A 25848-nucleotide genomic window follows, 5' to 3' on the forward strand; every position below is an offset into this window, starting at 1 on the left:
TTTTGGTTTCGGATTCTATCATTTTGAAAAAATTCCAAAACGATTCTTCAGCGTTAAATAAATTACAATTATTACTTTTGCATTTCAAACCAAACTTATGAGCGAAGAAGTAAGCAAAAGATATTCTCAGAGAGGTGTTTCGGCTTCAAAGGAGGATGTTCACAATGCCATTAAAAATATTGATAAAGGATTGTTTCCTAAGGCTTTCTGTAAAATTGTTCCAGATTATTTAACCAATGATGATGATTATTGTTTAGTTATGCATGCAGATGGTGCTGGAACTAAGAGCTCTTTGGCTTATATGTATTGGAAGGAGACTGGGGATTTGTCCGTTTGGAAAGGAATTGCACAAGATGCTTTGATAATGAACGTGGATGACCTTCTATGTGTTGGGGCTACTGATAACATTATGCTCTCCTCAACGATAGGGAGAAACAAAAATTTGATTCCTGGAGAAGTGATATCTGCCATAATAAATGGTACAGAGGACCTTATTTCTGAGTTGAAAGAATTTGGAGTAACCATACATTCTACGGGTGGAGAAACCGCTGATGTAGGGGATTTAGTAAGGACGATTATTGTGGATTCAACCGTAACTGCTCGAATAAAAAGAAATGCTGTTATAGATAATTCAAATATTGATGAAGGCGATGTGATTGTAGGGCTGGAATCATTCGGTCAAGCTACTTATGAAAAAGGGTATAATGGTGGTATGGGTAGTAATGGGCTGACATCTGCGCGTCATGATGTTTTTCATAATTATTTAATGAAGAAGTACCCTGAAAGTTTTGACCCTTCTGTTCCGGAAGAGTTGATATATTCTGGAGGTGTGAAATTGACCGATGCTGTCGAAGGTTCGCCAATCGATGCAGGTAAATTGGTTTTGTCGCCTACCAGAACTTATGCTCCAATAATAAAAGCTATTCTTTCTAAATACGATAAAGAGTCTCTGCATGGAATGGTGCATTGTAGTGGTGGAGCTCAAACTAAAATACTTCATTTCGTTGAGAATCTTCATATTGTAAAAGATAATATGTTTCCGGTTCCGCCGTTGTTTAAATTGATACAGGAGCAGTCTAATACCGACTGGAAAGAAATGTACCAAGTATTTAATTGTGGGCACAGAATGGAATTGTATGTGAAGCCAGAGATTGCAGATGATATTATAGCAATTTCAAAATCATTTAACGTTAATGCTCAAATCATTGGTAGAGTGGAGGCTTCTGAAGTCAAAAAATTAACTATCAAAAGTGAATTTGGAGAATTTAATTATTGATTGAATGCAGAAATTTGTTAAAGGACTTATTCTCCTTTTGGTTGTTCTTTGTTCGAAAAATATGGTGGGTCAACCGGACTCCCTTTTTTTTGAAAAAGAAAAGCTGAAGACTGAGGAGCCGCTTTGGACACTTAAAAACAAGGCTGGTGTTGATATAACTCAGGTGGCATTTGTGAATTGGAATGCAGGGGGTACCAACTCTATTTCTGGGTTACTAGGGTTTGAAAGCTCACTGAAGTATGAGACGAAGAACTTAACATGGGTTAACGTAGCAACAGCACGATATGGTGTTAATAAGCAGGAGGAGCAAACGCTAAGGAAGACTGATGATTTAATGGATATCACATCAAACTTAGGGTATCGAAGGGATACCTTAAGTAATTGGTATTTCTCTGCACGATTCAATTTTAAGTCCCAGTTTTCCAATGGTTATAATTATCCAGATACCGAAAATGCTATTTCTAGATTTATGGCTCCAGGTTATTTATTCCTTGGGGGCGGTATGGAATATGGCAAGAATATAGAAAAGTTTTCAATGTATTTTTCACCCTTAACCCTCAAGTCAACCTTCGTTTTAGATGAGCGTTTGGCAAATTTGGGGTCTTTTGGTGTTGATCCAGCTGTTTACGATGAAGAGGGTAACCTAATTAGAAGAGGCCAAAAAGTAAGGCGTGAATTAGGGATTTTGTTTACAAGCGCCTATGAATCACAGATTTTCTACAACATCTATCTCAAGAATGGGATTAGCCTTTATACAGATTACATCAATAACTTTGGAAATGTAGATGTAGATTGGCAAGTTAGTCTAGATTGTAAAGTGAATAACTACGTAAGGGCCACTTTGGCATCACACCTCAAGTATGATGATGATATTAAAATCCTTGAAGAAGCTGAGGATGGGGATTTGGTGGAGAAAGGCGCTAGAATTCAGTGGAAACAAATTTTAGGACTAGGGGTAGTAGTAGATTTTTAGTTCGTATTTCCAAAAAAAACATCCAAATTAATTTTAAACAAAAAATAAAAATTTGTCAACTTTTTTATGTTGATAAATAAATAACTTATTGATAATTAATAAATTAACACATTTATCTTGATAACTTTCTGATATTTATCATGTGTGGTGTTTTAAATTTTTAGTAAGTTCACATATCGAAATTCGATTTGTTCAATACTCATATTAATCCAAACAAACTATTACTAAATGAAGACAGATACAGTTGGCGTGTCTAAGAAGACTTATACACCAGAAGAAGCATTTGAAGCATCCCTCAAATATTTTAAAGGAGATGATTTAGCTGCAAGGGTTTGGGTGAATAAGTATGCTCTCAAAGATTCTGAAGGGCATATTTATGAATTAACCCCAGATGATATGCATCGCAGAATTGCAAAAGAACTTGCAAGAGTTGAGGCAAAATATCCCAATCCATTGACGGAAGATGAGGTGTTTGATTTGATTAAGGAATTTAAGTATATCGTTCCTCAAGGAAGTCCTATGGCGGGTATTGGTAATCCATACCAAATTGCATCATTATCCAACTGTTTTGTGATAGGCAATAATGGAGATTCTGATTCTTATGGTGGGATTATGAAAATTGACCAAGAACAGGTTCAATTGATGAAGCGTCGCGGTGGTGTAGGTCATGATTTGTCTCATATTAGACCAAAGGGGAGTCATGTGAAGAATTCTGCGTTGACTTCAACGGGGATTGTTCCTTTTATGGAGCGTTATTCCAATTCTACCAGAGAAGTGGCGCAGGATGGGCGTCGAGGAGCATTGATGTTATCCATATCTATTAACCATCCAGATTCAGAAGATTTTATTGATGCCAAATTAGAGCAAGGGAAAGTCACAGGAGCCAATGTGTCTGTGCGTATCGATGATGATTTTATGAAAGCGGTTAAAAATGGTAGCGAATACACGCAAAAATATCCAATTTTCAGTGAATCCCCTCAATTTTCAAAAACGATTGACGCCAATGGTATTTGGAAAAAGATAGTGCATAATGCATGGAGATCTGCAGAACCTGGTATTTTGTTTTGGGATACCATTGCCAAAGAGTCTGTGCCCGATTGCTATGCCGATTTAGGTTATAAAACGGTTTCCACAAATCCTTGTGGTGAAATTCCTTTGTGTCCTTATGATTCTTGCCGTTTATTGGCTATCAATTTGTTATCCTATGTAGAAAACCCGTTTACGGATAAAGCTAAATTCAATTTTGAATTATTCAAAAAGCATGTAGGATTTGCTCAAAGAATGATGGATGATATTATTGATCTGGAATTGGAGAAAATTGATGCTATTTTAGCTAAAATTGATGCCGATCCTGAGAATGAGGAAATTAAATCTGTGGAGAAAAACCTTTGGTTGAACATTCGTCAAAAAGCCTATGAGGGAAGAAGAACTGGAATAGGGATCACGGCTGAAGGCGATATGTTGGCGGCTTTAGGTATCAGATACGGGTCTGACGAAGGAAATGCTTTTTCTGTTGAAGTCCATAAAACATTGGCTATAGCAGCATATCGTGGGTCTGTTTATACAGCTAAAGAGCGTGGTGCTTTTTCAATTTTTGATGCAGAACGTGAAAAAGACAACCCGTTCATCTTAAGATTGAAGGAAGCTGATGAAAAACTTTATTATGAAATGATGGAATATGGCCGTAGAAACATTGCGTTGTTAACGATTGCTCCTACGGGAACAACAAGCTTAATGACTCAAACATCTTCTGGAATCGAACCTGTTTTTCTTCCTGTTTATAAACGTCGTCGTAAAGTGAACCCTAATGACAAAGGTGTTCGAGTTGATTTTGTTGATGAAGTTGGTGATTCTTGGGAAGAGTATGTGGTTTTCCATCACAGGTTCAAGGAGTGGATGAGAGTTAACGGTATTGATACCGATAAAAATTATACACAGTCAGAATTAGATGCTTTGGTTAAGAAATCTCCTTATTATAAGGCTACTTCAAATGATGTGGATTGGTTAAGTAAGGTGAGCATGCAGGGAGCGGTCCAAAAATGGGTAGATCATTCCATTAGTGTGACCATTAATTTACCAAATGATGTTTCAGAGGACTTGGTAGGTGATTTGTATCTTAAAGCATGGGAAGTTGGTTGTAAAGGTGTGACTGTTTATCGTGATGGATCTCGTTCTGGAGTTTTGATTACCAATGAAGAAAAAAAGGAAGAAGATCAAGAAACATTGACTGCTTTCCCAACGAAACGTCCACAGGTTCTAGAGGCTGATGTGGTAAGATTCCAAAACAATAAGGAAAAGTGGATTGCATTTATTGGTTTGATTGATGGTAAGCCATATGAAATTTTCACCGGGCTAGCTGATGATGAAGATGGCATCCTGATTCCTCGTTGGGCTACCGATGGATTAATCATCAAAAATAGAAATGAAGATGGAACTTCTCGTTACGATTTCCAATACAAGAATAAGAGAGGTTACAAAACTACCATTGAAGGCCTAAGCCATAAATTTAATCCTGAGTTTTGGAACTATGCAAAACTGATTTCAAGTACCTTGAGACACGGTATGCCAATTGACAAGATTGTTGACTTGATTAATAGTTTGCAATTGGATAACGAGTCAATTAATACGTGGAAAAATGGTGTTGTAAGAGCTTTGAAGCGTTTTGTGGAAGATGGTACACAAGCCAAAGGAAGATGTAGTAATTGTAATTCAGATAAATTGGTTTACCAAGAAGGATGTTTGACCTGTACAGATTGTGGGTCCTCCAAATGTGGTTAAGCCAAGGCTAATTCAAATGAAAAGCGCTTCGATAACGAAGCGCTTTTTTATGATATATAGTTTTGGTTTTGTAGATCCTTTTCTGATGAAATCAATTTTGTTCCTCCTTGACTTAAAAAGTAACAGGTGTCTGAAATATCTAAGACCTCTCGGTATTGGTGGTCGGTGAGAATGATGATTTTTTTCTCCTTTTCTTCTTTTATTAATTCCTTTAATTTAAAAACGGCTATGGGGGCTAGATAAGAAAAGGGTTCGTCTAGCAAAATAATATCCATCTGGCTTTTTAAAATCACATACGTTTCAAGAATTCTAATCTCGCCACTTGAAAGCTCATTGATTCTTGAGTTTCTGTATTTATTAAAGCTCTCAAAGTCAATCATAAATTGGTTTAATGAAACTCCAAACAACTTGAAAATTGATTTAATTTTTAACCTATTTGGGCTAATTTGGTGTTGTGGTAGAAAGCCAACTTTATTCTTGTATAAGTGTAAAGGCTTTAAAAAGGGTTTTTTGTTTATTCTTATTAGTTTGTATTTAGGTTGTAACGAACCAAAAATGATTTCAAGCAAGCAACTTTTACCAGAGCCGTTTTTACCAATAAAACTAGTGATTTTCCCTTGTTCTGCCTTAAAATAGACGCTGTTAAGAATGGTTTTGTTGTTAAATGATAATTCAACATTATCAACTTCCAGGATCATATAAATACTTTTAAAGTCAAGATGAAAGTTAAGGAAACGAAAATGTCTATGAAAAATAAAGTGGAGAATAATTTGAAGGTACTAATACCTAAGTTTTTGTAAAAAACGAGCTTTTTTCTGGCATGGGATTCCTTAATGATGAACCACAATAAAAGAACAAGAAAGAATTTAGTAAATATGAGAGGGATGATATCCGGATTGTAGGCCAGTAATAAAGTATTAATGGCGAAAGACCATAAAACATAGGGTTTGTAGAAAAGTAGTATAGCTCCCAATTGATTCATGTATTAAAAACGACTAGATAAAAGATTTATTTTCTAAAATGAAAACTGTAAACATAGCCAGCTGAAAGTTCTGTGAAATCCGCTTGCCCTAAATTAGCATTGATATGGGCGCCAATGAAAAAATTGTGTTTGGGAGTTTTATCAGTTCCAATAAAGTAATAATTGATTCCCATTTTACTGGAGATCGTTCGTTTTACTTCATAATACCAGTCGAGTTCACCCAGAACTTCAACGGTTACAGGTCCATTTTCTGTAGGTCTTTCATAAGTATAACCTTGGTTTAGTTTCCAATCAATCGCGTAAAAAGGTTTGTAAATATTTATTCCAATTTGAAATTCCAAGCCAAAATGATTCAGAAGTAATTCACCTTTTCCTAATAGACCAATATTAGTAGCATATCCATAAGGATTGTCTTTAAATTGTGGATATTCATCTAATATTAGTGTTTCTTCATTTTTAATATAGTCATAATAATGTTCATAGAATCTATAATAAGCTCCAAAACCAAACTTGAAGGTTCTATTGATCACCTTACCATAAGAAAGAGTCAGGTTGTAAACATTTTTGGTGGAATTGAATTTATTTGATAAGGTGTTCCAACCCAGACCAAATGCACTCGAAAAGTATCTATAGCTATTTCTCTTAAAATCATTAGTTATTGGTTCCTCGGTTTGGTTTATGGGTTGCCATCTAATATCTGCTGAGAAACTCACTAATAGGGAATTTAAGCCTTGGTTGGGCAGTTTGGTGTGGCCGTTAGAATGGTGGTAATATCCTAGGCCTAAGTTATAGTCTATATTTTCAGATTGATGTATGTGATAGTAGAGAAAGGAATTGAAAGACCAGGTAAAATTGGTGCTTATAGCTCTATTCATTGGGTTGTAGATGCTATCATATTGTTTGTTAAAATAGGATGTACCTAAGCCCATCTTTAATCTTAGTTTTTTGGATTTGTTCAATGAAAAGTCAATGAAAGTCATAGCAGATAAACCGGTGCCAATAGCTTCGCTATTTCCAAAGTCAATGAAGCCTAAAGTAACTCCTGTTTTTGGTTGGTTGAGTCTGTAAACCCATTCTTGATCCCTGTGATTATTATAATTTCCCCAGCTTAAAAAAAAGCTTTTTTGGAGCTGGGTGTTGGGAAATCCATCATTGGCTTCCAGAGTTTTTCCTAACTGAATTTCAGGGGCCAGGTAAGAGGTGTTTGGTGTTTGTGCAAGGATGAGTAGGGGGCAAAATAATAGTAGTCTAAGGAGTTTCAATAGGTGTTAAATAATTGGTTTTAGGCGAATATAAAAAATAATGACAACTCCTAAATACGAACATTAGGCTTAAACTATTTTTTCGTAATTTCGCAGCCTAATTCGAGGTATCTGTATGTTAGATAAATTAAACATAGTTAAACAGCGTTTTGATGAGGTGAGTGATTTAATCATTCAGCCTGATATTATTGCAGATCAAAAACGTTATGTTGAGTTAAATAAAGAATATAAAGACCTGAAAGTACTAGTTGACAAGCGTGATGAGTACAAGCAGGTTTTAGATAGATTGGAAGAAGCTGAAGAAATTATTTCTGATGGTAGTGATGCTGAAATGGTTGAAATGGCCAAAATGCAATATGATGAAGCCAAGGAACAGATTCCAGTTCTGGAAGATGAAATTAGGTTTCTTTTAATTCCAAAAGACCCTGAGGATTCTAAAAATGCGGTGGTTGAGTTACGTGCAGGAACCGGAGGTGATGAAGCAAGTATTTTTGCAGGTGATTTGTTCAGAATGTATACCAAATATTGTGAAAGCAAAGGTTGGTCTGTAAGTACCGTGGATTTTAGTGAAGGAACCAATGGTGGATTCAAAGAAATTCAGTTTGAAGTAAACGGTGAGGATGTCTATGGCACATTAAAATTTGAGGCAGGAGTGCACCGCGTGCAACGTGTTCCTCAAACAGAAACTCAGGGGAGGGTTCATACCAGTGCAGCTACATGTATGGTTTTTCCTGAGGCTGAAGAGTTTGATGTGGAAATAGATCCAAAGGATGTGCGAATTGATTATTTCTGTTCGTCTGGTCCTGGTGGACAATCGGTAAATACCACTTATTCAGCGGTAAGATTGACTCACATTCCAACTGGGTTGGTAGCGCAATGTCAAGATCAAAAATCGCAGCACAAAAACAAAGAGAAGGCCTTCCGTGTATTACGTTCCAGATTATATGATATGGAATTGGCTAAGAAGCAGGAGGAAGAAGCAGCCAAAAGAGGAAGTATGGTAAGTTCTGGTGATAGAAGTGCTAAAATTAGAACTTATAACTACCCTCAAGGACGAGTAACAGATCACAGAATTGGTTTGACTTTATACGACTTACAAAATATTATGAATGGCGACATTCAAAAAATTATAGATGAATTAATGCTTGCTGAAAACACTCAGAAATTAAAAGCAAGTGATGAAACTATTTAATAAAAAGCCTCTAACGGGGCTTTTTTTATAACTGATTATGACTACGCAACAACTCATTGAGCAAATCAAAAAAAAGAAATCCTTTCTATGTGTTGGATTGGATGTCGATTTAAACAAAATTCCAGAATTTTTATTGAAGGAGGAAGATCCCATTTTCTCATTTAATAAGGCTATTATTGATGCAACCCATCATTTGGCTGTGGCTTATAAGCCTAATATTGCTTTTTTTGAAGCCTATGGAATCAAAGGGTGGCAATCTTTGAAAAAGACCATAGACTATATCAATGATAAGTATCCAGAGGTTTTTACGATAGCTGATGCTAAAAGAGGAGATATTGGAAACACAAGTAAGATGTATGCTAAAGCCTTTTTTGAAGACTTAGGATTTGATAGTGTGACAATAGCACCTTATATGGGGAAAGATTCTGTTGAGCCTTTTTTATCCTTTCCAGATAAACACACCATTTTGTTAGCCTTGACTTCCAACGAAGGAGCATTTGATTTTCAGACAAAAAAAATTGATGGTACAGAGCTTTACAAACATGTTTTGGAAACGTCTAAATCCTATGAGAATGCTCAAAATTTGATGTATGTGGTGGGTGCAACCAAAGCAGAGTATCTAAAGGAGATCAGGCAAATTGTTCCAGAAAGCTTTTTATTGGTGCCAGGAGTTGGTGCCCAAGGTGGAAGTTTGGAAGATGTTTGTAAATATGGAATGACTAAAGACTGCGGCCTGTTGGTCAATTCATCCAGAGGAATTATTTATGCTTCCAATCAAGCGGATTATGCAGAAGTTGCGTGTCAAAAAGCGCAAGAATTACAAAGGCAAATGGAGTCTTTTCTGGAAAATCTATAATGGAGTTTAGAGACCAACTAAATAGAAAACTATACTTTTCCAAATCTCCAACTAGAATCATATCCTTAGTGCCAAGTATTACAGAGCTTATTTGTGACTTGGGACTAGAAAGTCAATTGGTTGGTGTTACAAAATTTTGTGTACACCCAAGACACATACGAAAAGAAGTGACTGTTGTGGGAGGAACTAAACAAGTGAATTTTGAAAAAATAAAGTCGCTTCAGCCAGATATAATTTTGTGCAACAAAGAAGAGAATACACTAGAAATGATTCAGGAACTGGTACAAATTGCTCCAATACATTTAAGTGATATTTTCAATTTGGAGGATGTGTTTGAATTAATAGGGATGTATCAAGAGGTCTTTCAAGTTCAAACAAGGGCACAAGATCTTATTTCAACAATCACAAAAGAGTATCAAAAATTTACTTATTGGATGGATGGGAAGCCTTCAAAAAAGGTTGCTTATTTTATTTGGAAAGATCCATGGATGGTTGCTGCCAACCAAACTTTTATAAATGCCATGTTGCAACAAAATCATTTTGAAAATTATTTCAAATCATTGGAGAGATATCCAGAGGTGGCGTTGAATGAAGTGTATGACGAGGTTAATTTGGTACTACTCTCTTCGGAGCCTTACCCCTTCAATGTAGAGCATAAAAACTTATTAAGAAAAAATTTCCCCAATTCCCAATTAGTCCTTGCTGATGGCGAATTTTTTTCCTGGTATGGATCCAGGTTGCAATATGCGTTTAAATACTTTAAAACGCTGCATCTAGATTTGACGCATTAAGATCATTCTTAAGGCTCAAAATTTTCTTCTTAATTTTTGACGCTTCATGAAAAAGTAAATCACTTAAACTAGAATCAGTATGCATAGTGCTATATGCTTGCTCCACCATATTATCGTGATTTTTTTTCAATTCGTCTAAATTGTTATTGCTTAGAGGGCTTACTGTTCTTCTGCCAACTCTACAAAAATGTGATTTCATATAAAGGATTGAATTTTATATGTAATTACGTTAATTAAAGTGTGCTAGATGTATTTAAAAGGTTAAAATTATATTAATTATTCAAAGGGGGAGGTATGCTTGTAACTTCATCGATGTGAAGGTACTTTAATCGATTTATTTTATTTAAAAGCTTGATAGCATCATACTCTGAAATATCACTCAAAGCTGAATCCGTTTCTCGAAAATTATAAGCCTGCTCCATAAGTTGTTTATAGCGTTTAAGTAGTCGAGATTGGGTTGTCCTAATTTTTGTGAGATTTTTCATTGTAACAACGCGTTAGAAATTAAATATATTTAAAAACTTGGAAAACAGCAAGTTAAATTTTGTAATTGTTGATAAAAAAATCGGGTCAAAGGACTTGACCCGATTCCTTAAACTAACTAACTCTTACTAATTCAAATTTTATGGTGAAGTGACGCCTTGATAGCGTAGTGCAAAGATGTTGTAAAAATTCAAGTCTAATGTTATGTTAATATTAGCTTTTTATTAATTGTAATTAAATAATTTTAACTGTAAATGATAGATTATGAGTAGATTAATTAATCTTGTGTTTGTTTTTATCGGTTTGCAGCTTTCTGCTCAAACAGAACCAAATTGTGGTTGCTGCGCAGAAAGCCATCAGGCCTTTGATTTTTGGGTAGGAAATTGGCAGGTTTATAAACTCGATGGCACTAAGGCAGGTTCAAATAAAATTGTTAAAGTTCAGGATGGATGTGCGCTTCAAGAAAACTGGAAAAGTGCTAATGGTAATTTTACCGGTAGTAGTTACAGTTTTTATAATGCTGCAACTGACCAATGGGAACAATTATGGATTGATAATCAAGGCGGGCAATTACATTTAAGAGGCGGTTTGAGTGGAAATCAAATGATTTTAAAATCAGATGGGTTTATGGATCAAGAAGGTAGAAAGAGCTATCATCAAATTACTTGGACTAATAATCCCGATGGAACCGTAAGGCAGTTTTGGCAAACCTTTACAGAAGGAAAAGATCCTAAGATCGTGTTTGACGGTTTATATAAAAAAACCGAATAACTTACGCTATTCGGTTCTGTGGTCTATGATTTCAGATTTAATCCTGTAGAGCAAATACTTTTCTCAGCAGATCGGTGGATCTGGATCCTATATTGTTTCTGATGTCCTTTTCTTCAACAGCAATCATTTTGTAGACACCTTGAAGTGCTTCGGTAGTCACATAATCGGTTAAGTCTGGATTTACGTCATCAGTAAATGGAACTGAATTATATTTCTGAATTAAGGTAGCCCAAATTTGGTCTGCACCTACTTTGGAAAAAGACTTATTGATAACCGGATGGAACTTCTCATATAGAGCTACCTGTGTTTTATTTTCAAGGTAAAGGGTGGCGGCATTGTCAGATCCTAGTAAAATGTTTTTAGCGTCATTAAAGGTGATTCCTTTTACCGCATCAACAAATATAGGGGTGGCTTCACTAACGGCATCTTCAGCAGCTCTATTCAAAAGTTTTAAACCTTCATCAGCTAGATTACCTAGGCCTATGTCTCTTAATGTTTTGTCAACTTTTTTCAATTCATCAGGAAGCAAAATTTTGACTATGTCATTTTTATAAAAACCATCTGTTTGAGTGAGTTTGCTTACTTGTTCTTGTATGCCTTTATCTAAGGCTTGTCTTAAGCCAGCAGCAATTTCTGAATTTCCTATACCGGGAGTTTGAGTAGTGTCTGGAAGGTTGTTGACTACATCTTGCAATTCGGCACAACTAAAAATAGTAAAGGTTAAGCAAAGGGCTAGAAATTTTGTTTTCATTCGTATTTTGAGGTTAAATTTGAGAGTAAAGATACTAATTGCCAATCAACTTCATTGCGAATTATTGGTTTGTTACCCGTGTGCCAAAGCGTAATAATTTAAGAAGGAGTGCCAATTTCACATTAAATAATTATCAAAATAGATAAAAACAGGGTCGTATTTTGATAAATGTTTAATTATATCGCTTTTTATTTTTAAATTTAGTAATTCGATAAAAGTTATGACACCTCATTTTCATTTAAAAATAATTAGCATTTCTGATAAGGCCTACAAACGTCAATTGTTGGTTACACCAAAAGATGTTTTTACGTTACAACATTTTTTAAAGGATTTGCTAAAAAGAAATGTCATGATTATCAATACTAATATAGGAGTTGATTTTTATTACAGAAGTGAAGTGTCACATGATGATTTGATTGTTAGTGCCTTTTTGCTATTGGTGACTACTAAAGGTAGGAAAAGGAACGATTTCATAGTTAGAACCATGAACAGTGAATTGGAAATTGCTGAGCAAACCAAATGTTTTTTTAATCGCATCATTAATATGCCGTTATTGTTTAAGAGTTATTCCAGAAGTATGCTGTTCCAGATTGAAAATAATTATGAGGCACATAAAGAGTTATTCAATGAGCTGTTTTTGGTCTGGCAGAAGGAACTTTTGGAATCCTCAGAAAATGGTCCAATCTTATTTAAAGTTTTACCATTTATAAGAGCGGTCCAACAAATTTTTATCCTTCATAATCACTCATATCCAGCATTTCAGAAACTATTGGAGGACGGGTTAAGCAATCAGCATATCAATTAACTTATTTTATATCCCATTTTTTTAATCTATTTTTTTAGAATATTTAAAGTAGATACTTCCTTTTGTTGAATATTCTTTAAATTTGTTCCGCTTTAAAACTGTTTTTTTATCAATGGAACAAATAACACCATATAAACCCAAAAATAAAGTTAGAATTGTTACTGCGGCCTCTCTTTTTGATGGTCATGATGCAGCTATCAATATCATGCGTCGTATTATTCAAGCTACTGGCGTTGAGGTTATTCACCTAGGTCACGACAGAAGTGTTGAGGAAGTTGTCAATACAGCGATACAGGAAGATGCCAATGCTATTGCAATGACCTCCTATCAGGGTGGGCATAATGAGTATTTTAAATACATGTATGATTTACTAAAGGAGAAAGGTGCTGACCATATCAAAATTTTTGGTGGTGGCGGTGGTGTTATCCTTCCAGAAGAGATAGAGGAGCTTATGGCTTATGGAATCACTAGAATTTACTCCCCTGATGATGGTAGGGAAATGGGATTGCAAGGAATGATCAATGATTTGGTAGAGAAGTCAGATTTTGCCGTTGGCAATGATTTAAATGGTGAAGTAAATCATTTGGAATCCAGAGATGTTAAATCCATTGCTAGAGTTATTTCTTCGGCTGAGAATTTCCCGGAAGTTGCAAAGGATACACTAAATATTATTCACGATAGAAATAAAACAGCTAAATCACCTGTTTTAGGAATCACAGGAACAGGAGGTGCTGGTAAATCTAGTTTGGTAGATGAGTTGGTGCGTCGATTCCTTATTGACTTTCCTGAAAAAACCATCGGTATTATTTCTGTAGATCCATCTAAAAGAAAAACAGGGGGAGCCCTATTGGGAGACCGAATCAGAATGAATGCCATTAATTCGCCAAGAGTCTATATGCGTAGTTTGGCAACACGTCAATCCAATTTGGCCCTATCTAAGCACGTGAATGAAGCTATTGAAGTTTTAAAAGCCGCTCAGTTTGATTTAATTATTTTGGAAACTTCAGGTATTGGCCAGTCCGATACCGAAATTTTGGAACATAGCGATGTGTCTCTATATGTAATGACTCCTGAGTTTGGAGCTGCCACACAGTTGGAAAAAATAGATATGTTGGATTTTGCTGATTTGGTAGCAATCAACAAATTTGATAAACGAGGAGCTCAAGATGCTCTTAGGGATGTGAAAAAGCAATATATGCGTAATCACAACCTGTGGCATGCCAATCCAGATGATATGCCGGTTTTTGGTACTATTGCATCTCAGTTTAACGACCCTGGAATGAATTCCCTTTATAAAGCCGTTATGGATGAGTTAGTGGATAAAGCTCAAGCTGATTTAGAATCTACGTTTGAAGTTTCTAAAGAAATGAGTGAGAAGATTTTTGTAATTCCACCGGCTAGAACCCGTTATCTTTCTGAAATTTCAGAAAATAATCGGGCTTATGATAAGCAAGTTGAAGCTCAGGTTGAGGTAGCCCAAAAATTATTTGGAATTTTTACCGCTTTGGAAAGCGTTTCAAATGCTTCACTGAAACTAAATGCCTATGGCATTGACGATGAGGTTTTGGAGGCTTCTAAAGAAAATGGGAATTCTGAATTTATTGACCTCTTGAAGAAAGAATTTGATAGAGTAAAAATGAATTTGGATCCTTACAATTGGGAGGTTATTTTAGGCTGGGATGAAAAAGTTAATAAATACAGACAGCCGATTTATTCCTTCATGGTAAGGGATAAGGAAATTAAAATAGAAACACATACTGAGTCTTTATCCCATACACAAATTCCGAAGGTAGCATTGCCAAAGTATTCGGCATGGGGAGATATTCTGAAGTGGGTCTTACAGGAAAATGTTCCTGGTGAGTTTCCGTTCACTTCCGGTTTGTACCCTTTTAAAAGAACAGGGGAAGATCCTACCAGGATGTTTGCCGGTGAGGGAGGGCCAGAGCGTACAAACAGACGTTTTCATTATGTGAGTTTAGGCATGCCGGCCAAAAGACTTTCAACAGCATTTGATAGTGTGACTTTATATGGAAATGATCCTGACTACCGCCCCGATATTTATGGGAAAATTGGTAATGCAGGGGTGAGTATTTGTTGTTTGGATGATGCTAAGAAATTGTATTCCGGATTTAATTTGGCTGATGCAATGACTTCTGTGAGTATGACCATTAATGGTCCGGCGCCTATGTTGTTAGGTTTTTTTATGAATGCAGCTATTGATCAACAGTGTGAGCTTTATATTAAGGAAAATAACTTGGAAGCTGAGGTTGAGGCCAAGATAAATGCTATTTATGAAGGTAAGGAAAGGCCTCGATATTTTGGAGAACTACCAGAAGGAAATGATGGTTTGGGGTTGATGCTGCTAGGTGTAACAGGGGATCAAGTGTTGCCAAAAGAGGTTTATGAAACAATAAAAGCTAGAACCATTTCACAAGTTAGGGGAACTGTTCAGGCAGATATTTTGAAAGAAGATCAAGCTCAAAACACTTGTATTTTTTCTACAGAATTTGCCCTACGTTTGATGGGGGATGTTCAGGAATATTTTATCCAAAATAATGTAAGGAACTTTTATTCGGTTTCCATTTCAGGTTATCATATTGCGGAAGCCGGTGCAAACCCTATAACCCAGTTGGCTTTTACACTGGCTAATGGGTTCACTTACGTCGAGTATTATTTGAGTAGAGGGATGGATATCAATAAGTTTGGTCCTAATTTGTCCTTTTTCTTTAGTAATGGAATCGATCCCGAGTATGCTGTTATAGGTCGTGTAGCTAGACGAATTTGGGCTAAGGCCTTAAAAAATAAATACGGAGCCAATGCTAGAGCTCAAATGTTGAAATATCACATTCAAACTTCAGGTAGGAGTTTGCATGCTCAAGAAATTGATTTCAATGATATTCGTACAACGCTTCAAGCGCTTTATGCGATATACGACAACTGTAATTCATTGCATACCAATGCCTATGATGAAGCAATTACAACGCCAACTGAAGAGTCTGTAAGAAGGGCTATGGCGATTCAGTTGATTATTAATAAAGAGCTGGGATTGGCTAAAAATGAGAATCCTATTCAGGGTGCTTTTATTATTGAAGAATTAACTGATCTTGTGGAAGAAGCAGTATTGCAAGAATTTGATCGTATTACCGAACGTGGAGGTGTTTTGGGTGCTATGGAAACGATGTATCAACGCAGCAAGATTCAAGAAGAAAGTCTGTATTACGAAACCTTAAAACACAATGGTGATTTTCCGATAATTGGAGTGAATACCTTTTTAAGTAGCAAGGGATCACCAACGGTTCAGCCAAAAGAGGTCATTAGAGCAACAGAGGAAGAAAAGCAGAACCAAATAAAAACATTGGAGCAATTGCATGCCACCTATGCTGATAGAATTGAAGATACTTTGAAAAAAGTACAACGTGCTGCTTTAGAAAATGAAAATATGTTTGAGGAATTGATGGAAGCGGCAAAGGTTTGTTCTTTAGGGCAAATTACCTCGGCACTGTTTGAGGTTGGAGGACAGTATCGACGAAATATGTAGAGTTTTAAGATTATTATTAAAACTAAAACCCGAGATTATCTCGGGTTTTTTATGCTTTAAATTTTTGGTCAAAGACGGATTGTCTGTTAGATTTTTACAAATTTTTTAATGTGTCTTTCTCCAGTCCATAATTCACATTCCAAAAAATAAATGCCTGATGATAATTGGGAAACATCTAACTTGTTTTGGTTACCAAAAATTAAGACTTGCTTACCGCTCATGTTGTAAACTTTGGATTGTTTCAAATCTTTGCTGACCTGTATCATGTGTTTGGTTGGATTTGGATATATCTTGAAATTTGAGACTTGAAACGATGCAACACTCAAAGTTTCTTGAATAATGACCATGAAATCTTCTGTTTGCCCAAAGGTTGGAGATGAGCAGGGTTGAGGAATAGCGGAATCTTGATAATCACTGGCAATACGCATCCTCAAGGTTTCTGAAAGAATGGCGCTATTGGGTACTTCAAAGTTTGCTGTATGTATTTCATAACTACCTCCCGTTGCATCACTTGATATGATTAATTCCTCAACTTCAAAAATACCGTTGTTGTTAAAATCAATCCAGCCTCTCACGTTTTCAGAGTTGAAGCCTGTGGTAATACTTATAGTATAGGTTGTTTCTACTGCTAAGTTAGCAATAAGGGGTAACTGTGTATAGCAGTCTTGTTGTAACGTGTGGTCTATATAGAATTGATAACCATCACCTGTATAGCCTGAGGATGTATATTGTAAATCGGATAAATTGACATTGAATATCCCAACGTTGAATTCGTTATTGGGAACCAAAATGCTAGAAGGTTCACAATTGGCGGCTATGGGTTCTGAAGGAACATTTGGATTCTCTTCTGGTAAGGTAGTGCCTAAGGAAGTAATTAAACCATGACGATAGTTTTCAAGTATAAATATCAGTCGCTCCTTTTGCCCTTCAGAAAACCTGTCGGGACACCAAGAATAGTTCATGAAATTGTGATTGACGGGATCAAAGGAGGTTCCAGTACATGTATTTGTATTGGTAGGACATCCACTTACCAGTAGATGTGGGTCGGTATCGCATACCAAATCACCTTGGGTAGTACAGTCGTCATTAATTGGGCAAATGTCACCTTCTGCACCTTCAAAAGTATGTCGAAGTCCGAAGGAGTGACCAACTTCATGAGTAATGGCCCAATTGGTATAACTGTGGTGAAGTACCACGCCGTCAATACTTGGGTCCACCCCTGGATAATAGGCGTATCCCGCTACACCGCTGCCCTCCAAGCCGCCTTGAATATTTGAAACAATCCAAATATTTAAATAATCCGTATTAGGCCAGATGCTCAAAGCTTTTAAATCTGAGTCGAGGGCGCCAGTGGTTTCTCCCGGGTATGCTACGCCATATTCCGAATAGCCATCCAAAGCACTGCCGTCTATTCTGACAATGCCATTTGTTTCTTCACAATCAGGTGTTCTTTGTGCTAGAATGAATTCAAAAGGAATCGGTGTCCCTCCTTCATCTTGATTGGGGTTTTCAAACCAAGTGGCGGCATATTCTTGGTTTAATTCATCAACCAATGCAAATAAGGTGGCATCACTTGGGTTTTTAGGTGTGCCAATGGTTTCACCTGTATGAATGACATGAATGACAATGGGGATTTGGTAAATGTCATTGGTAGAAAACTCTTTTTTATAAAGCTTTTTACCGTTATAAAAAGCCCATTTTAGATTTTGTTCTTGAAGGGATTTTAAATATGAGGAATCTATTTCTTTAAGCTGATTTTCAAACTGTGTTGTGAGGCACCAGTTTTGGGCAAACATCCAAAGGTTTGAAAACATAAGGCATAAGAAAAGGCTTTTAACTTTCATTGAAATAGAATGATATTTTTCGAATCGACCTTTAGGTAGAATTCATTTGCTAATTTATTTGTTTTCTTTTATTTAAGCATAAAACTAAAGATAAGATATGTCTTTTGTTTGGTGAAAGATCCCCAAAATATGATTTTCATTATGTTTTTAATCGAAGAAAATAGCAAAATCTAACGGTAGAAGGGATTATTTCTTCCTTTTAACTAAAATTTCAATTGGCAATCAACTAGTTAACTGTTTCGTGCCTAAATTTAAATACTAGCCGGTGAAATATTTGTTGAACTTTAAAACCAACAACCTATGAAACCCACACTCAACTACACTTTTAAAAGACGTACAAAAAACCATTTGGATTGGTTACTTAACGTTATTAAATCAGAGAAGTATTTTTTGGCAGAAGGGTATATTCTTACTGTTAATTTAAAACACAATAAGCGATAAAGGAAAAAGGCCCAACTAACATAGTTTGGGCCTTTTCATTTATAAAATGATTTTTTTAATCTCTTAAAATACTTCTTGAAATAACTATTTTTTGAATTTCTGAAGTCCCTTCATAGATTTGGGTGATTTTGGCGTCACGCATTAATCTTTCTACGTGGTATTCTTTTACAAAACCATTACCACCGTGAACTTGTACCGCTTCAACAGTTGTGTCCATGGCAACTTTACTGGCATACACTTTGGCCATAGCACTGGATGTATCATAGTTGTTTCCTTGGTCTTTATCCCAAGCAGCTTTCATAACCAAATGTCTGGCAGCTTCAATTTCTGTTGCCATATCTGCCAATTTAAAGGCAATGGCCTGATGGTTGCAGATCTCTGTTCCAAAGGCTTTTCTTTCTTTAGAATATTTTTTTGCCAGTTCGTAAGCTCCAGAGGCGATTCCCAATGCTTGAGAAGCAATACCGATACGACCTCCAGAAAGCGTTTTCATGGCAAACTTAAATCCAAAACCATCTTCTCCTATTCTATTTTCTTTAGGAACTTTTACATCATTAAACTGAAGCGTGTGCGTGTCACTACCTCTGATTCCTAATTTGTCTTCTTTAGGGCCCACATCAAATCCAGGCATTCCTTTTTCAACAATTAGGGCATTGATTCCATGGTGTCCCTTGTCTCTGTCTGTTTGAGCAATGACTAAGTAAACATCGGCACGTCCTCCACTGGTGATCCAGTTTTTGGTACCATTTAAAAGGTAATGATCTCCCATGTCAATGGCTGTTGTTTTTTGTGAAGTGGCATCACTTCCTGCTTCTGGTTCACTAAGACAAAACGCTCCTATAAACTCACCTGAGGCCAATTTGGTCAGATACTTTTGTTTTTGTTCTTCGCTTCCATATTTTTCAAGACCGTAGCAAACTAGGGAATTGTTAACAGAAACCATTACAGATGCCGAGGCATCAATTTTAGATAATTCTTCCATGATCAATACATATGAAATGGTATCCATGCCACTTCCTCCGTATTTGGGATCGACCATAATTCCCATAAAACCAAGGTCGGCCATTTTTTTGACCAATTCCTTCGGGAATTGTTGTTTTTCATCTCTTTCAATGACGCCAGGTAAAAGTTCGGTATTCGCAAAATCGCGAGCGGCATCACGAATCATGATATGTTCTTCAGTTAATGAAAAATCCATAGAAACGATTGTTTATTAATGATTTGATAAAAATTGTTGCCAAATATAACCTTTTAGTATCATTTTTTCAATAATGATTTATATTTTTACGCCATATGATAATGGAAACATTTAATGTTGTAGGGGTGATGTCTGGAACTTCTTTAGATGGAATAGACTTGGCCTATGTTACATTCACTAAATTAAACGGAACTTGGCAATTTGATTGTCATGATGCAGTGACTGTTTCTTACCCCCCAAATTGGAAGCGTAAACTTCAGGGGTTAGTCGGGTTTTCTAAGGATGATTTATTGGATTTGGATGTTGAATACACCGATTTTTTAGCTCATATTATTGTAGATTTTGTTGAACGGTATCCCAAAGGAACAATTGATATGGTTTGTTCCCATGGTCATACCGCCTTACATCAACCTGAAAGGGGCTTGACTTATCAAATTGGAAATTTACCAGAAATATCCAAGAAGATAGGGTTGCCCGTAGTGTGTGATTTTAGGATCGAGGATGTGGCTCTGGGTGGGCAAGGAGCTCCTCTGGTACCCATTGGCGACCAATTGTTATTTGGATCTTATGATTATTGTCTCAATTTAGGAGGGTTTGCAAATGTGTCGATGCAGGTTGATGGTAACCGAATTGCCTATGATATATGTCCAGTAAATATTGTGTTGAACCATTACATGAGTAAAGTAGGGAAGGAATTTGATGCAGGTGGTGTATTAGCCAAGTCTGGGGATGTTGATCAAGAATTGTTGAAAGAATTAAATGCAATACCATTCTATGGCGAATCCTATCCAAAATCTTTGGGATTGGAATGGGTGAATACAGAGGTTTATCCTAGAATAGATAGTTGTAGCATAGAACTACCAATTATATTAAGGACTTTTGTAGAGCATATCGCTTTTCAAATTGGACAAAATCTTCATGGAGTATCTTCTCAAAATATTTTGGTTACTGGGGGAGGAGCGCACAACCAATTCTTAATGGAGCGCATCAAATCTCATGCAAAACCATCCGTTATTATACCAGAAACCTTAATCGTTGATTTTAAAGAAGCTATTGTATTCGGCTTTTTGGGTGTGTTAAAAATGCAGAATGAAATCAATTGTTTAAAAAGTGTTACGGGAGCTAGGAAAGACCATAGTTCCGGAATGATATATTATCCTTAAAATTATTGCAAAATTAACTTTTAAGGATAGCAAGTTTTTTATATTTGTTAACTTCAATTACTAACCTAGAATGAAAGAATTACTTCAAAAGTACGAAGCTAAAGAACCAGAAATTATTTTTAATTGGAAAGATCCAGAAACCGAGGCAGAAGGATGGACAGTTATTAACTCCCTAAGAGGTGGTGCTGCCGGAGGTGGAACCCGAATGAGAAAGGGATTGGATATGAATGAAGTGTTGTCTTTGGCTAAAACCATGGAAGTGAAATTTACTGTGTCTGGACCACCTATCGGAGGTGCAAAATCAGGTATTAATTTCGATCCAAATGATCCTCGAAAAAAAGGCGTTTTAGAGCGTTGGTATCAAGCAGTATCTCCTTTGTTGAAAAGTTATTATGGTACTGGAGGAGACTTGAACGTTGATGAAATTCATGAAGTGATTCCTATTACTGAAGAGAGTGGCGTATGGCATCCTCAAGAAGGGGTTTTTAGTGGACATTTTAAGCCAACAGAAGCCGATAAGATTAATAGGATTGGACAATTGCGACAAGGAGTTATTAAGGTTATTGAGAATCCTTATTTTTCGCCAAGTGTTCAGAGAAAGTATACCATTGCTGATATGATAACTGGTTTTGGTGTAGCAGAAGCAGTCAAGCAATATTATCACATATACGGAGGTACAGTAGAAGGCAAACGTGCCATTGTGCAAGGATTTGGAAATGTAGGATCAGCAGCTGCTTTTTATCTGTCTCAGATGGGAGCCAAAATTGTTGGAATTATCGATATCGCAGGTGGATTAATTAAAGAGGAAGGATTTACCTTTGAAGAAATCACCGATTTGTTTTTGGCTAAACAGGGTAATAAGTTAATCGCTGAAAATTTAATACCTTTTGAAGAAATGAATCAGAGGGTATGGTCATTAAGAACCGAGATTTTTGCACCATGTGCCGCTTCTAGATTGATTACTAAAGGACAAATAGATGAAATGATCGATACGGGACTTGAAGTAATTTCATGTGGAGCTAATGTGCCATTTGCCGATAAAGAAATTTTCTTTGGTCCTATTATGGAGCATACAGATAACCGAGTAAGTTTAATTCCAGATTTCATTTCCAATTGTGGAATGGCTCGAGTATTTGCTTATTTTATGGAACGTCGTGTACAAATGACTGACGAATCCATTTTTTCTGATACATCAGACACAATTAGAAGAGCTTTGGAAAAAGTTTATGAGAAAAATCAAAACAAGACTGGTATAAGCGAGACCGCTTTTGAGATTGCCTTGAGCCAGCTTATTTAATAAACATATTTATGGAAACTATTATCGTTCTCACATTCGTTCTTGGCTATTTGGCCATAACCTTGGAGCACAATTTAAAAATTGACAAATTAATTCCAGCATTGCTTATGATGGCCATTTGTTGGGCTATTATTGCGTTGGGAATAGATGCTTTTCCGCATTGGTTTGATTCTGCAGAGCATCATTTGATGGAAGCCTTTGGGACTTTGGGTCATGAAGCAAAAATCGAACTGATGGAGGAAACCTTGCTCCATCATTTGGGTAAAACTGCAGAGATTGTTGTCTTCTTATTGGGAGCGATGACTATAGTTGAAATTATAGACTATTTTGATGGTTTTTCTACCATAAAGGGATATGTTAAAACCAAAAGCAAAAGACGTATTCTATGGATGTTTGGCTTTTTAGCTTTTGGTCTTTCAGCTATCATCGATAATTTAACCGCTACGATTGTATTAATATCGATTCTTCAAAAAATAATTAAGGAACGAGAATTAAGAATCTGGTTTGCAGGTTTAATAATCATTGGAGCTAACGCTGGTGGGGCTTGGTCACCAATTGGAGATGTAACAACAACCATGCTTTGGATTGGTAAAAAAGTATCTTCAGGGCATTTGTTTGTCTATTTGTTCTTGCCTTCTCTTATTTGTATGGTCGTGCCAACTTTTATAGCTTCATTCTTGCCTATTTTTAAAGGTGAAATTGAGGAAGAAGAAACTGAAGATAAACCAAAAAATAGATTCAGTTCTACCATGTTGTATTTAGGATTGGGAGGGATTGTATCTGTTCCAATTTTTAAAACTATCACTCATTTGCCCCCTTATGTCGGAATGATGCTGGCGTTGGGTGTTGTAGCGATTTTTGCCGAGATTTACAGTAGTACTAGATTTAGCATTACGCAAGCAGAAGGAGAAGGAAACGATTATGAAGGACATCATAGTCCCGTGCATCATTCCTTGTCACGAATTGAAATGCCAAGTATCTTGTTTTTCTTGGGTATTTTAATGGCTGTAGCTGCTTTAGAATCTTTAGGGATTTTATTTGAATTTGCTCAGTCCCTACAGGCTAATACCCCCATGTTGGGAACGGAATTACACCATGCAGGAGTATCCGATTTGGTAGTTTTATTACTCGGTGTTGGATCGGCAGTTATTGATAATGTTCCATTGGTAGCCGCCAGTTTGGGAATGTTCTCTGAACCGATGGATAATGAACTTTGGCATTTTATAGCTTATTCGGCGGGTACTGGAGGAAGTATGCTAATTATAGGATCGGCTGCTGGAGTGGTAGCTATGGGTATGGAGAAGATTGATTTCTTTTGGTATCTAAAAAAGATTTCATGGTTGGCTCTAGTGGGCTTTTTAGCAGGAGCCATTACCTTTATGTTTACAAGAACAATTTTTTAAATACAATTTTGTTATATAATTAGCGTTTAAGCTATCCAAAACCAATTTATATGTTAAACCTACTTTTACAAGACGTTCAGGAAGGCGCTGAAGTACTAACCGATCAGGAGTCTGTTGAAAAAACACTTTCAATTATCGAATTGATTTCCAGTGGTGGAAGCGCTGGTATCTTTATCATTTTGGTACTTTTTATTTTACTGGTTGGTGCTATCTATATCTACTTTGAACGTATTTTGGCCATCAAAGCTGCCTCAAAAATTGATGCCAATTTTATGAATCAAATAAAAGACCATGTATCTCATGGCAAAATTGATTCAGCACAAATGTTATGTGCTCAGGTGAACACCCCAGTTTCCCGATTGATTTCTAAAGGAATTACAAGAATTGGAAAACCGCTTGCCGACATTAACACGGCACTGGAAAATGCAGGTCGCTTGGAAATCTATAACCTAGAGAAAAATGTGAGTGTACTGGCAACAATTTCGGGTGCGGCTCCTATGATTGGGTTCTTGGGAACGGTAATCGGTATGATTTTATCTATTTTCGAAATCGCCAATTCTGGAGGAAATATCGATATTAAACTTTTGGCTGATGGACTTTACACTGCAATGACCACCACAGTTGGAGGCTTAATTGTTGGTATTGTAGCCTATATGGCTTATAACCACTTAGTGGTTAAAACAGACAAGGTTGTTTATCAAATGGAAGCAAATTCCTTGGAGTTTTTAGATCACTTAAACGAGCCTATCTAATATGAATATTAGAGGAAGAAATAAAGTAACACCAGAATTCAATATGTCGTCCATGACGGATATTGTTTTTCTGTTGCTCATCTTTTTTATGTTGGCTTCTACCTTGGTTACCACTAATGCTATAGATATTTTGTTGCCTAAAGCGAGTGGTAAAACTGAGAATAAAAGAACCGTAGCTGTTAGCATTAAAAAAGATTTGACCTATTACATAGACCAACGCGTTGTGGGAGAAAGTATGCTTGAGGGTGAATTAAAGAAAGCACTTTCTAGCCAAGACAATCCTGTTATTGTTTTACGTGCTGAAAAGTCGGTGCCGGTGGATAATGTTGTGAAGGTTATGGATATAGCCAACAGAAATAAGTATAAAGTTATTTTGGCAGTTCGCCCTAACTAAGATGAAATATTTAGAGACCAAACACGAGAAGGATTCAGCTAAGATTACCACATTGATAGTGGTGATTATCTTGCTGTTGTTGTTTGTTGTTGGTCCACCTTATATGGATCCTCCTGAGGAATATGGAGTTGCCGTCAACTTTGGTAATTTAGATTTTGGTTCGGGTAATATTCAGCCAAAGGAACCTGTTAAATCCGAACCTCGAGAGGTTAATAGGCAACCCGAGGAAGCAGCACAGCCCGAGCAAGTTGAATCCCAGCCTGCAGCTGCTGAACAGGCTAAAGCAGAAGAAGTTGTAACGCAAAACACAGAAGATGCGATTGCTATAAAGAAACAAAAGGAGGCTGATGCGAAAGCAAGGGCAGAAGCCGAAGCCAAGGCAAAAGCTCAAGCAGAGGCTGACGCTAAAGCAAAAGCCGAAGCAGAAAGGGTAGCCAAGGAAAAAGCAGAACAGGAGGCCAAAAAGAAAAAACTGGATGCCTTGATTGGAGGTGTCAGTAAATCTGATGGGACGTCTTCAAGTAGTGAAGGGGATGATAATCGGGCCGGAGATAAAGGTCAATTGGATGGTGATCCCTATGCGCCAAGTTATTTCGGTGGTCCAGGTAGCGGAAGTGGTGGTGTAGGATACGGTTTGAATGGAAGGGGAAAAGCAACCTACCAAACCTTAAGACAAGATTGTAATGAGGCCGGAATGGTCATTGTTAAAATTGTAGTTAACCGTAATGGAGATGTGATAGAGGCAACTCCAGGGGTTAAAGGAACCACTAATACGGCTTCTTGTTTATTGGAGCCAGCAAGGAAAATAGCTTTATCCCATAAATGGCGCCCAGATAGTAAGGCTCCAGCAAAGCAAATCGGATTTGTAAGAGTTAATTTTACTTTAGGACAATAAAGT

At 36.6% G+C, this 25848-nt stretch carries 23 protein-coding genes; 16 read left to right on the forward strand and 7 right to left on the reverse strand.

The genetic code is table 11. The features are described 5' to 3' along the window. The first annotated feature begins 97 nt into the window (after positions 1-97). The 3 genes from ZA07_RS13255 to ZA07_RS13265 all read left to right on the forward strand — a co-directional run bounded on the left by ZA07_RS13255 (position 98) and on the right by ZA07_RS13265 (position 5027). Entirely contained in the window at positions 98-1276 is a 1179-nt protein-coding gene (locus ZA07_RS13255) for an AIR synthase related protein (RefSeq protein ID WP_053972254.1), read from the forward strand. A gap of 4 nt (positions 1277-1280) precedes the next feature. After that, on the forward strand, positions 1281-2249 hold the full coding sequence (locus ZA07_RS13260; protein ID WP_053972255.1) for a DUF3078 domain-containing protein: 969 nt from the start codon (positions 1281-1283) through the stop codon (positions 2247-2249). 228 nt (positions 2250-2477) lie between these two features. Next, positions 2478-5027, forward strand: coding sequence for an adenosylcobalamin-dependent ribonucleoside-diphosphate reductase (locus ZA07_RS13265; protein WP_053972256.1), 2550 nt, complete (start codon positions 2478-2480; stop codon positions 5025-5027). Between the two features lie 47 nt (positions 5028-5074). Here ZA07_RS13265 and ZA07_RS13270 read toward each other — a convergent pair whose 3' ends face one another. Both ZA07_RS13270 and ZA07_RS13280 read right to left on the reverse strand, forming a co-directional pair. Beyond that, complete coding sequence (locus ZA07_RS13270) at positions 5075-5725, reverse strand: ABC transporter ATP-binding protein (protein WP_053972257.1); 651 nt, start codon at positions 5723-5725, stop codon at positions 5075-5077. 310 nt (positions 5726-6035) lie between these two features. Next, entirely contained in the window at positions 6036-7271 is a 1236-nt protein-coding gene (locus tag ZA07_RS13280) for an acyloxyacyl hydrolase (protein WP_053972259.1), read from the reverse strand. Positions 7272-7386: 115 nt separating this feature from the next. Here ZA07_RS13280 and prfA point away from each other — a divergent pair, with 115 nt between their 5' ends. From prfA to ZA07_RS13295, 3 genes are read left to right on the forward strand one after another with little or no spacing between them, the layout of a single operon-like run. Further along, positions 7387-8463: a peptide chain release factor 1 gene (gene prfA / locus ZA07_RS13285; protein ID WP_053972260.1), complete on the forward strand. Its 1077-nt coding sequence runs from the start codon at positions 7387-7389 to the stop codon at positions 8461-8463. 37 nt (positions 8464-8500) lie between these two features. Continuing rightward, positions 8501-9319, forward strand: coding sequence for an orotidine-5'-phosphate decarboxylase (pyrF, locus tag ZA07_RS13290; RefSeq protein ID WP_053972261.1), 819 nt, complete (start codon positions 8501-8503; stop codon positions 9317-9319). Then, positions 9262-10110 carry an ABC transporter substrate-binding protein gene (locus ZA07_RS13295; protein WP_369793538.1) on the forward strand — a complete coding sequence of 283 codons (849 nt, stop codon included), beginning with the start codon at positions 9262-9264 and terminating at the stop codon, positions 10108-10110. Before pyrF ends, ZA07_RS13295 begins: the two co-directional genes overlap by 58 nt. On the opposite strand, the gene ZA07_RS16375 is transcribed toward ZA07_RS13295, so the two are convergent. Together ZA07_RS16375 and ZA07_RS13300 are read right to left on the reverse strand one after the other, a co-directional pair. Continuing rightward, positions 10079-10309, reverse strand: coding sequence for a Lacal_2735 family protein (locus ZA07_RS16375; protein ID WP_157492149.1), 231 nt, complete (start codon positions 10307-10309; stop codon positions 10079-10081). The genes ZA07_RS13295 and ZA07_RS16375 overlap by 32 nt on opposite strands. 73 nt (positions 10310-10382) lie before the next feature. Further along, positions 10383-10595 carry a Lacal_2735 family protein gene (locus tag ZA07_RS13300; protein WP_053972263.1) on the reverse strand — a complete coding sequence of 71 codons (213 nt, stop codon included), beginning with the start codon at positions 10593-10595 and terminating at the stop codon, positions 10383-10385. A gap of 262 nt (positions 10596-10857) precedes the next feature. On the opposite strand from ZA07_RS13300, the gene ZA07_RS13305 reads away from it, so the two are divergent. After that, on the forward strand, positions 10858-11364 hold the full coding sequence (locus ZA07_RS13305; protein ID WP_053972264.1) for a hypothetical protein: 507 nt from the start codon (positions 10858-10860) through the stop codon (positions 11362-11364). Positions 11365-11401: 37 nt separating this feature from the next. Here the strand turns inward: ZA07_RS13305 and ZA07_RS13310 are convergent, their stop codons facing one another. Next, entirely contained in the window at positions 11402-12115 is a 714-nt protein-coding gene (locus ZA07_RS13310; protein ID WP_053972265.1) for a DUF4197 domain-containing protein, read from the reverse strand. 220 nt (positions 12116-12335) lie between these two features. Here ZA07_RS13310 and ZA07_RS13315 point away from each other — a divergent pair, with 220 nt between their 5' ends. Continuing rightward, the gene (locus ZA07_RS13315; protein ID WP_053972266.1) at positions 12336-12920 is read left to right on the forward strand and encodes a hypothetical protein; all 585 of its coding nucleotides are present in this window, start codon (positions 12336-12338) and stop codon (positions 12918-12920) included. Positions 12921-13032: 112 nt separating this feature from the next. Beyond that, on the forward strand, positions 13033-16458 hold the full coding sequence (locus ZA07_RS13320) for a methylmalonyl-CoA mutase family protein (RefSeq protein ID WP_053972267.1): 3426 nt from the start codon (positions 13033-13035) through the stop codon (positions 16456-16458). 86 nt (positions 16459-16544) lie between these two features. Here the strand turns inward: ZA07_RS13320 and ZA07_RS13325 are convergent, their stop codons facing one another. Next, positions 16545-18302: a GEVED domain-containing protein gene (locus tag ZA07_RS13325; RefSeq protein ID WP_082316610.1), complete on the reverse strand. Its 1758-nt coding sequence runs from the start codon at positions 18300-18302 to the stop codon at positions 16545-16547. A gap of 300 nt (positions 18303-18602) precedes the next feature. On the opposite strand from ZA07_RS13325, the gene ZA07_RS16310 reads away from it, so the two are divergent. Further along, positions 18603-18743, forward strand: a complete 141-nt coding sequence (locus ZA07_RS16310) for a hypothetical protein (RefSeq protein WP_157492150.1) — start codon at positions 18603-18605, stop codon at positions 18741-18743. 55 nt (positions 18744-18798) lie between these two features. On the opposite strand, the gene ZA07_RS13330 is transcribed toward ZA07_RS16310, so the two are convergent. Next, entirely contained in the window at positions 18799-19941 is a 1143-nt protein-coding gene (locus ZA07_RS13330) for an acyl-CoA dehydrogenase (protein ID WP_053972269.1), read from the reverse strand. A 101-nt stretch (positions 19942-20042) separates the two neighbouring features. Between ZA07_RS13330 and ZA07_RS13335 the strand changes: the two genes are divergently transcribed. The 6 genes from ZA07_RS13335 (at position 20043) to ZA07_RS13360 (ending at position 25845) form a co-directional block, all read left to right on the forward strand. Further along, the gene (locus tag ZA07_RS13335; RefSeq protein ID WP_369793539.1) at positions 20043-21104 is read left to right on the forward strand and encodes an anhydro-N-acetylmuramic acid kinase; all 1062 of its coding nucleotides are present in this window, start codon (positions 20043-20045) and stop codon (positions 21102-21104) included. 70 nt (positions 21105-21174) lie between these two features. After that, positions 21175-22401 carry a Glu/Leu/Phe/Val dehydrogenase dimerization domain-containing protein gene (locus ZA07_RS13340; protein WP_053972271.1) on the forward strand — a complete coding sequence of 409 codons (1227 nt, stop codon included), beginning with the start codon at positions 21175-21177 and terminating at the stop codon, positions 22399-22401. 11 nt (positions 22402-22412) lie between these two features. After that, positions 22413-23804, forward strand: coding sequence for a sodium:proton antiporter NhaD (gene nhaD / locus ZA07_RS13345; RefSeq protein ID WP_053972272.1), 1392 nt, complete (start codon positions 22413-22415; stop codon positions 23802-23804). Between the two features lie 50 nt (positions 23805-23854). Then, positions 23855-24556 (forward strand): MotA/TolQ/ExbB proton channel family protein, encoded by a 702-nt coding sequence (locus ZA07_RS13350; RefSeq protein WP_053972273.1) that lies wholly within the window; start codon positions 23855-23857, stop codon positions 24554-24556. A 1-nt stretch (position 24557) separates the two neighbouring features. Continuing rightward, on the forward strand, positions 24558-24950 hold the full coding sequence (locus ZA07_RS13355; protein WP_053972274.1) for a biopolymer transporter ExbD: 393 nt from the start codon (positions 24558-24560) through the stop codon (positions 24948-24950). Between the two features lies 1 nt (position 24951). Continuing rightward, on the forward strand, positions 24952-25845 hold the full coding sequence (locus ZA07_RS13360) for a hypothetical protein (protein WP_053972275.1): 894 nt from the start codon (positions 24952-24954) through the stop codon (positions 25843-25845). Positions 25846-25848: the final 3 nt, after the last annotated feature.

It is taken from the genome of Mangrovimonas sp. ST2L15 (assembly GCF_001280515.1).
In the GTDB taxonomy this organism is placed as follows: Bacteria; Bacteroidota; Bacteroidia; order Flavobacteriales; family Flavobacteriaceae; genus Mangrovimonas; species Mangrovimonas futianensis.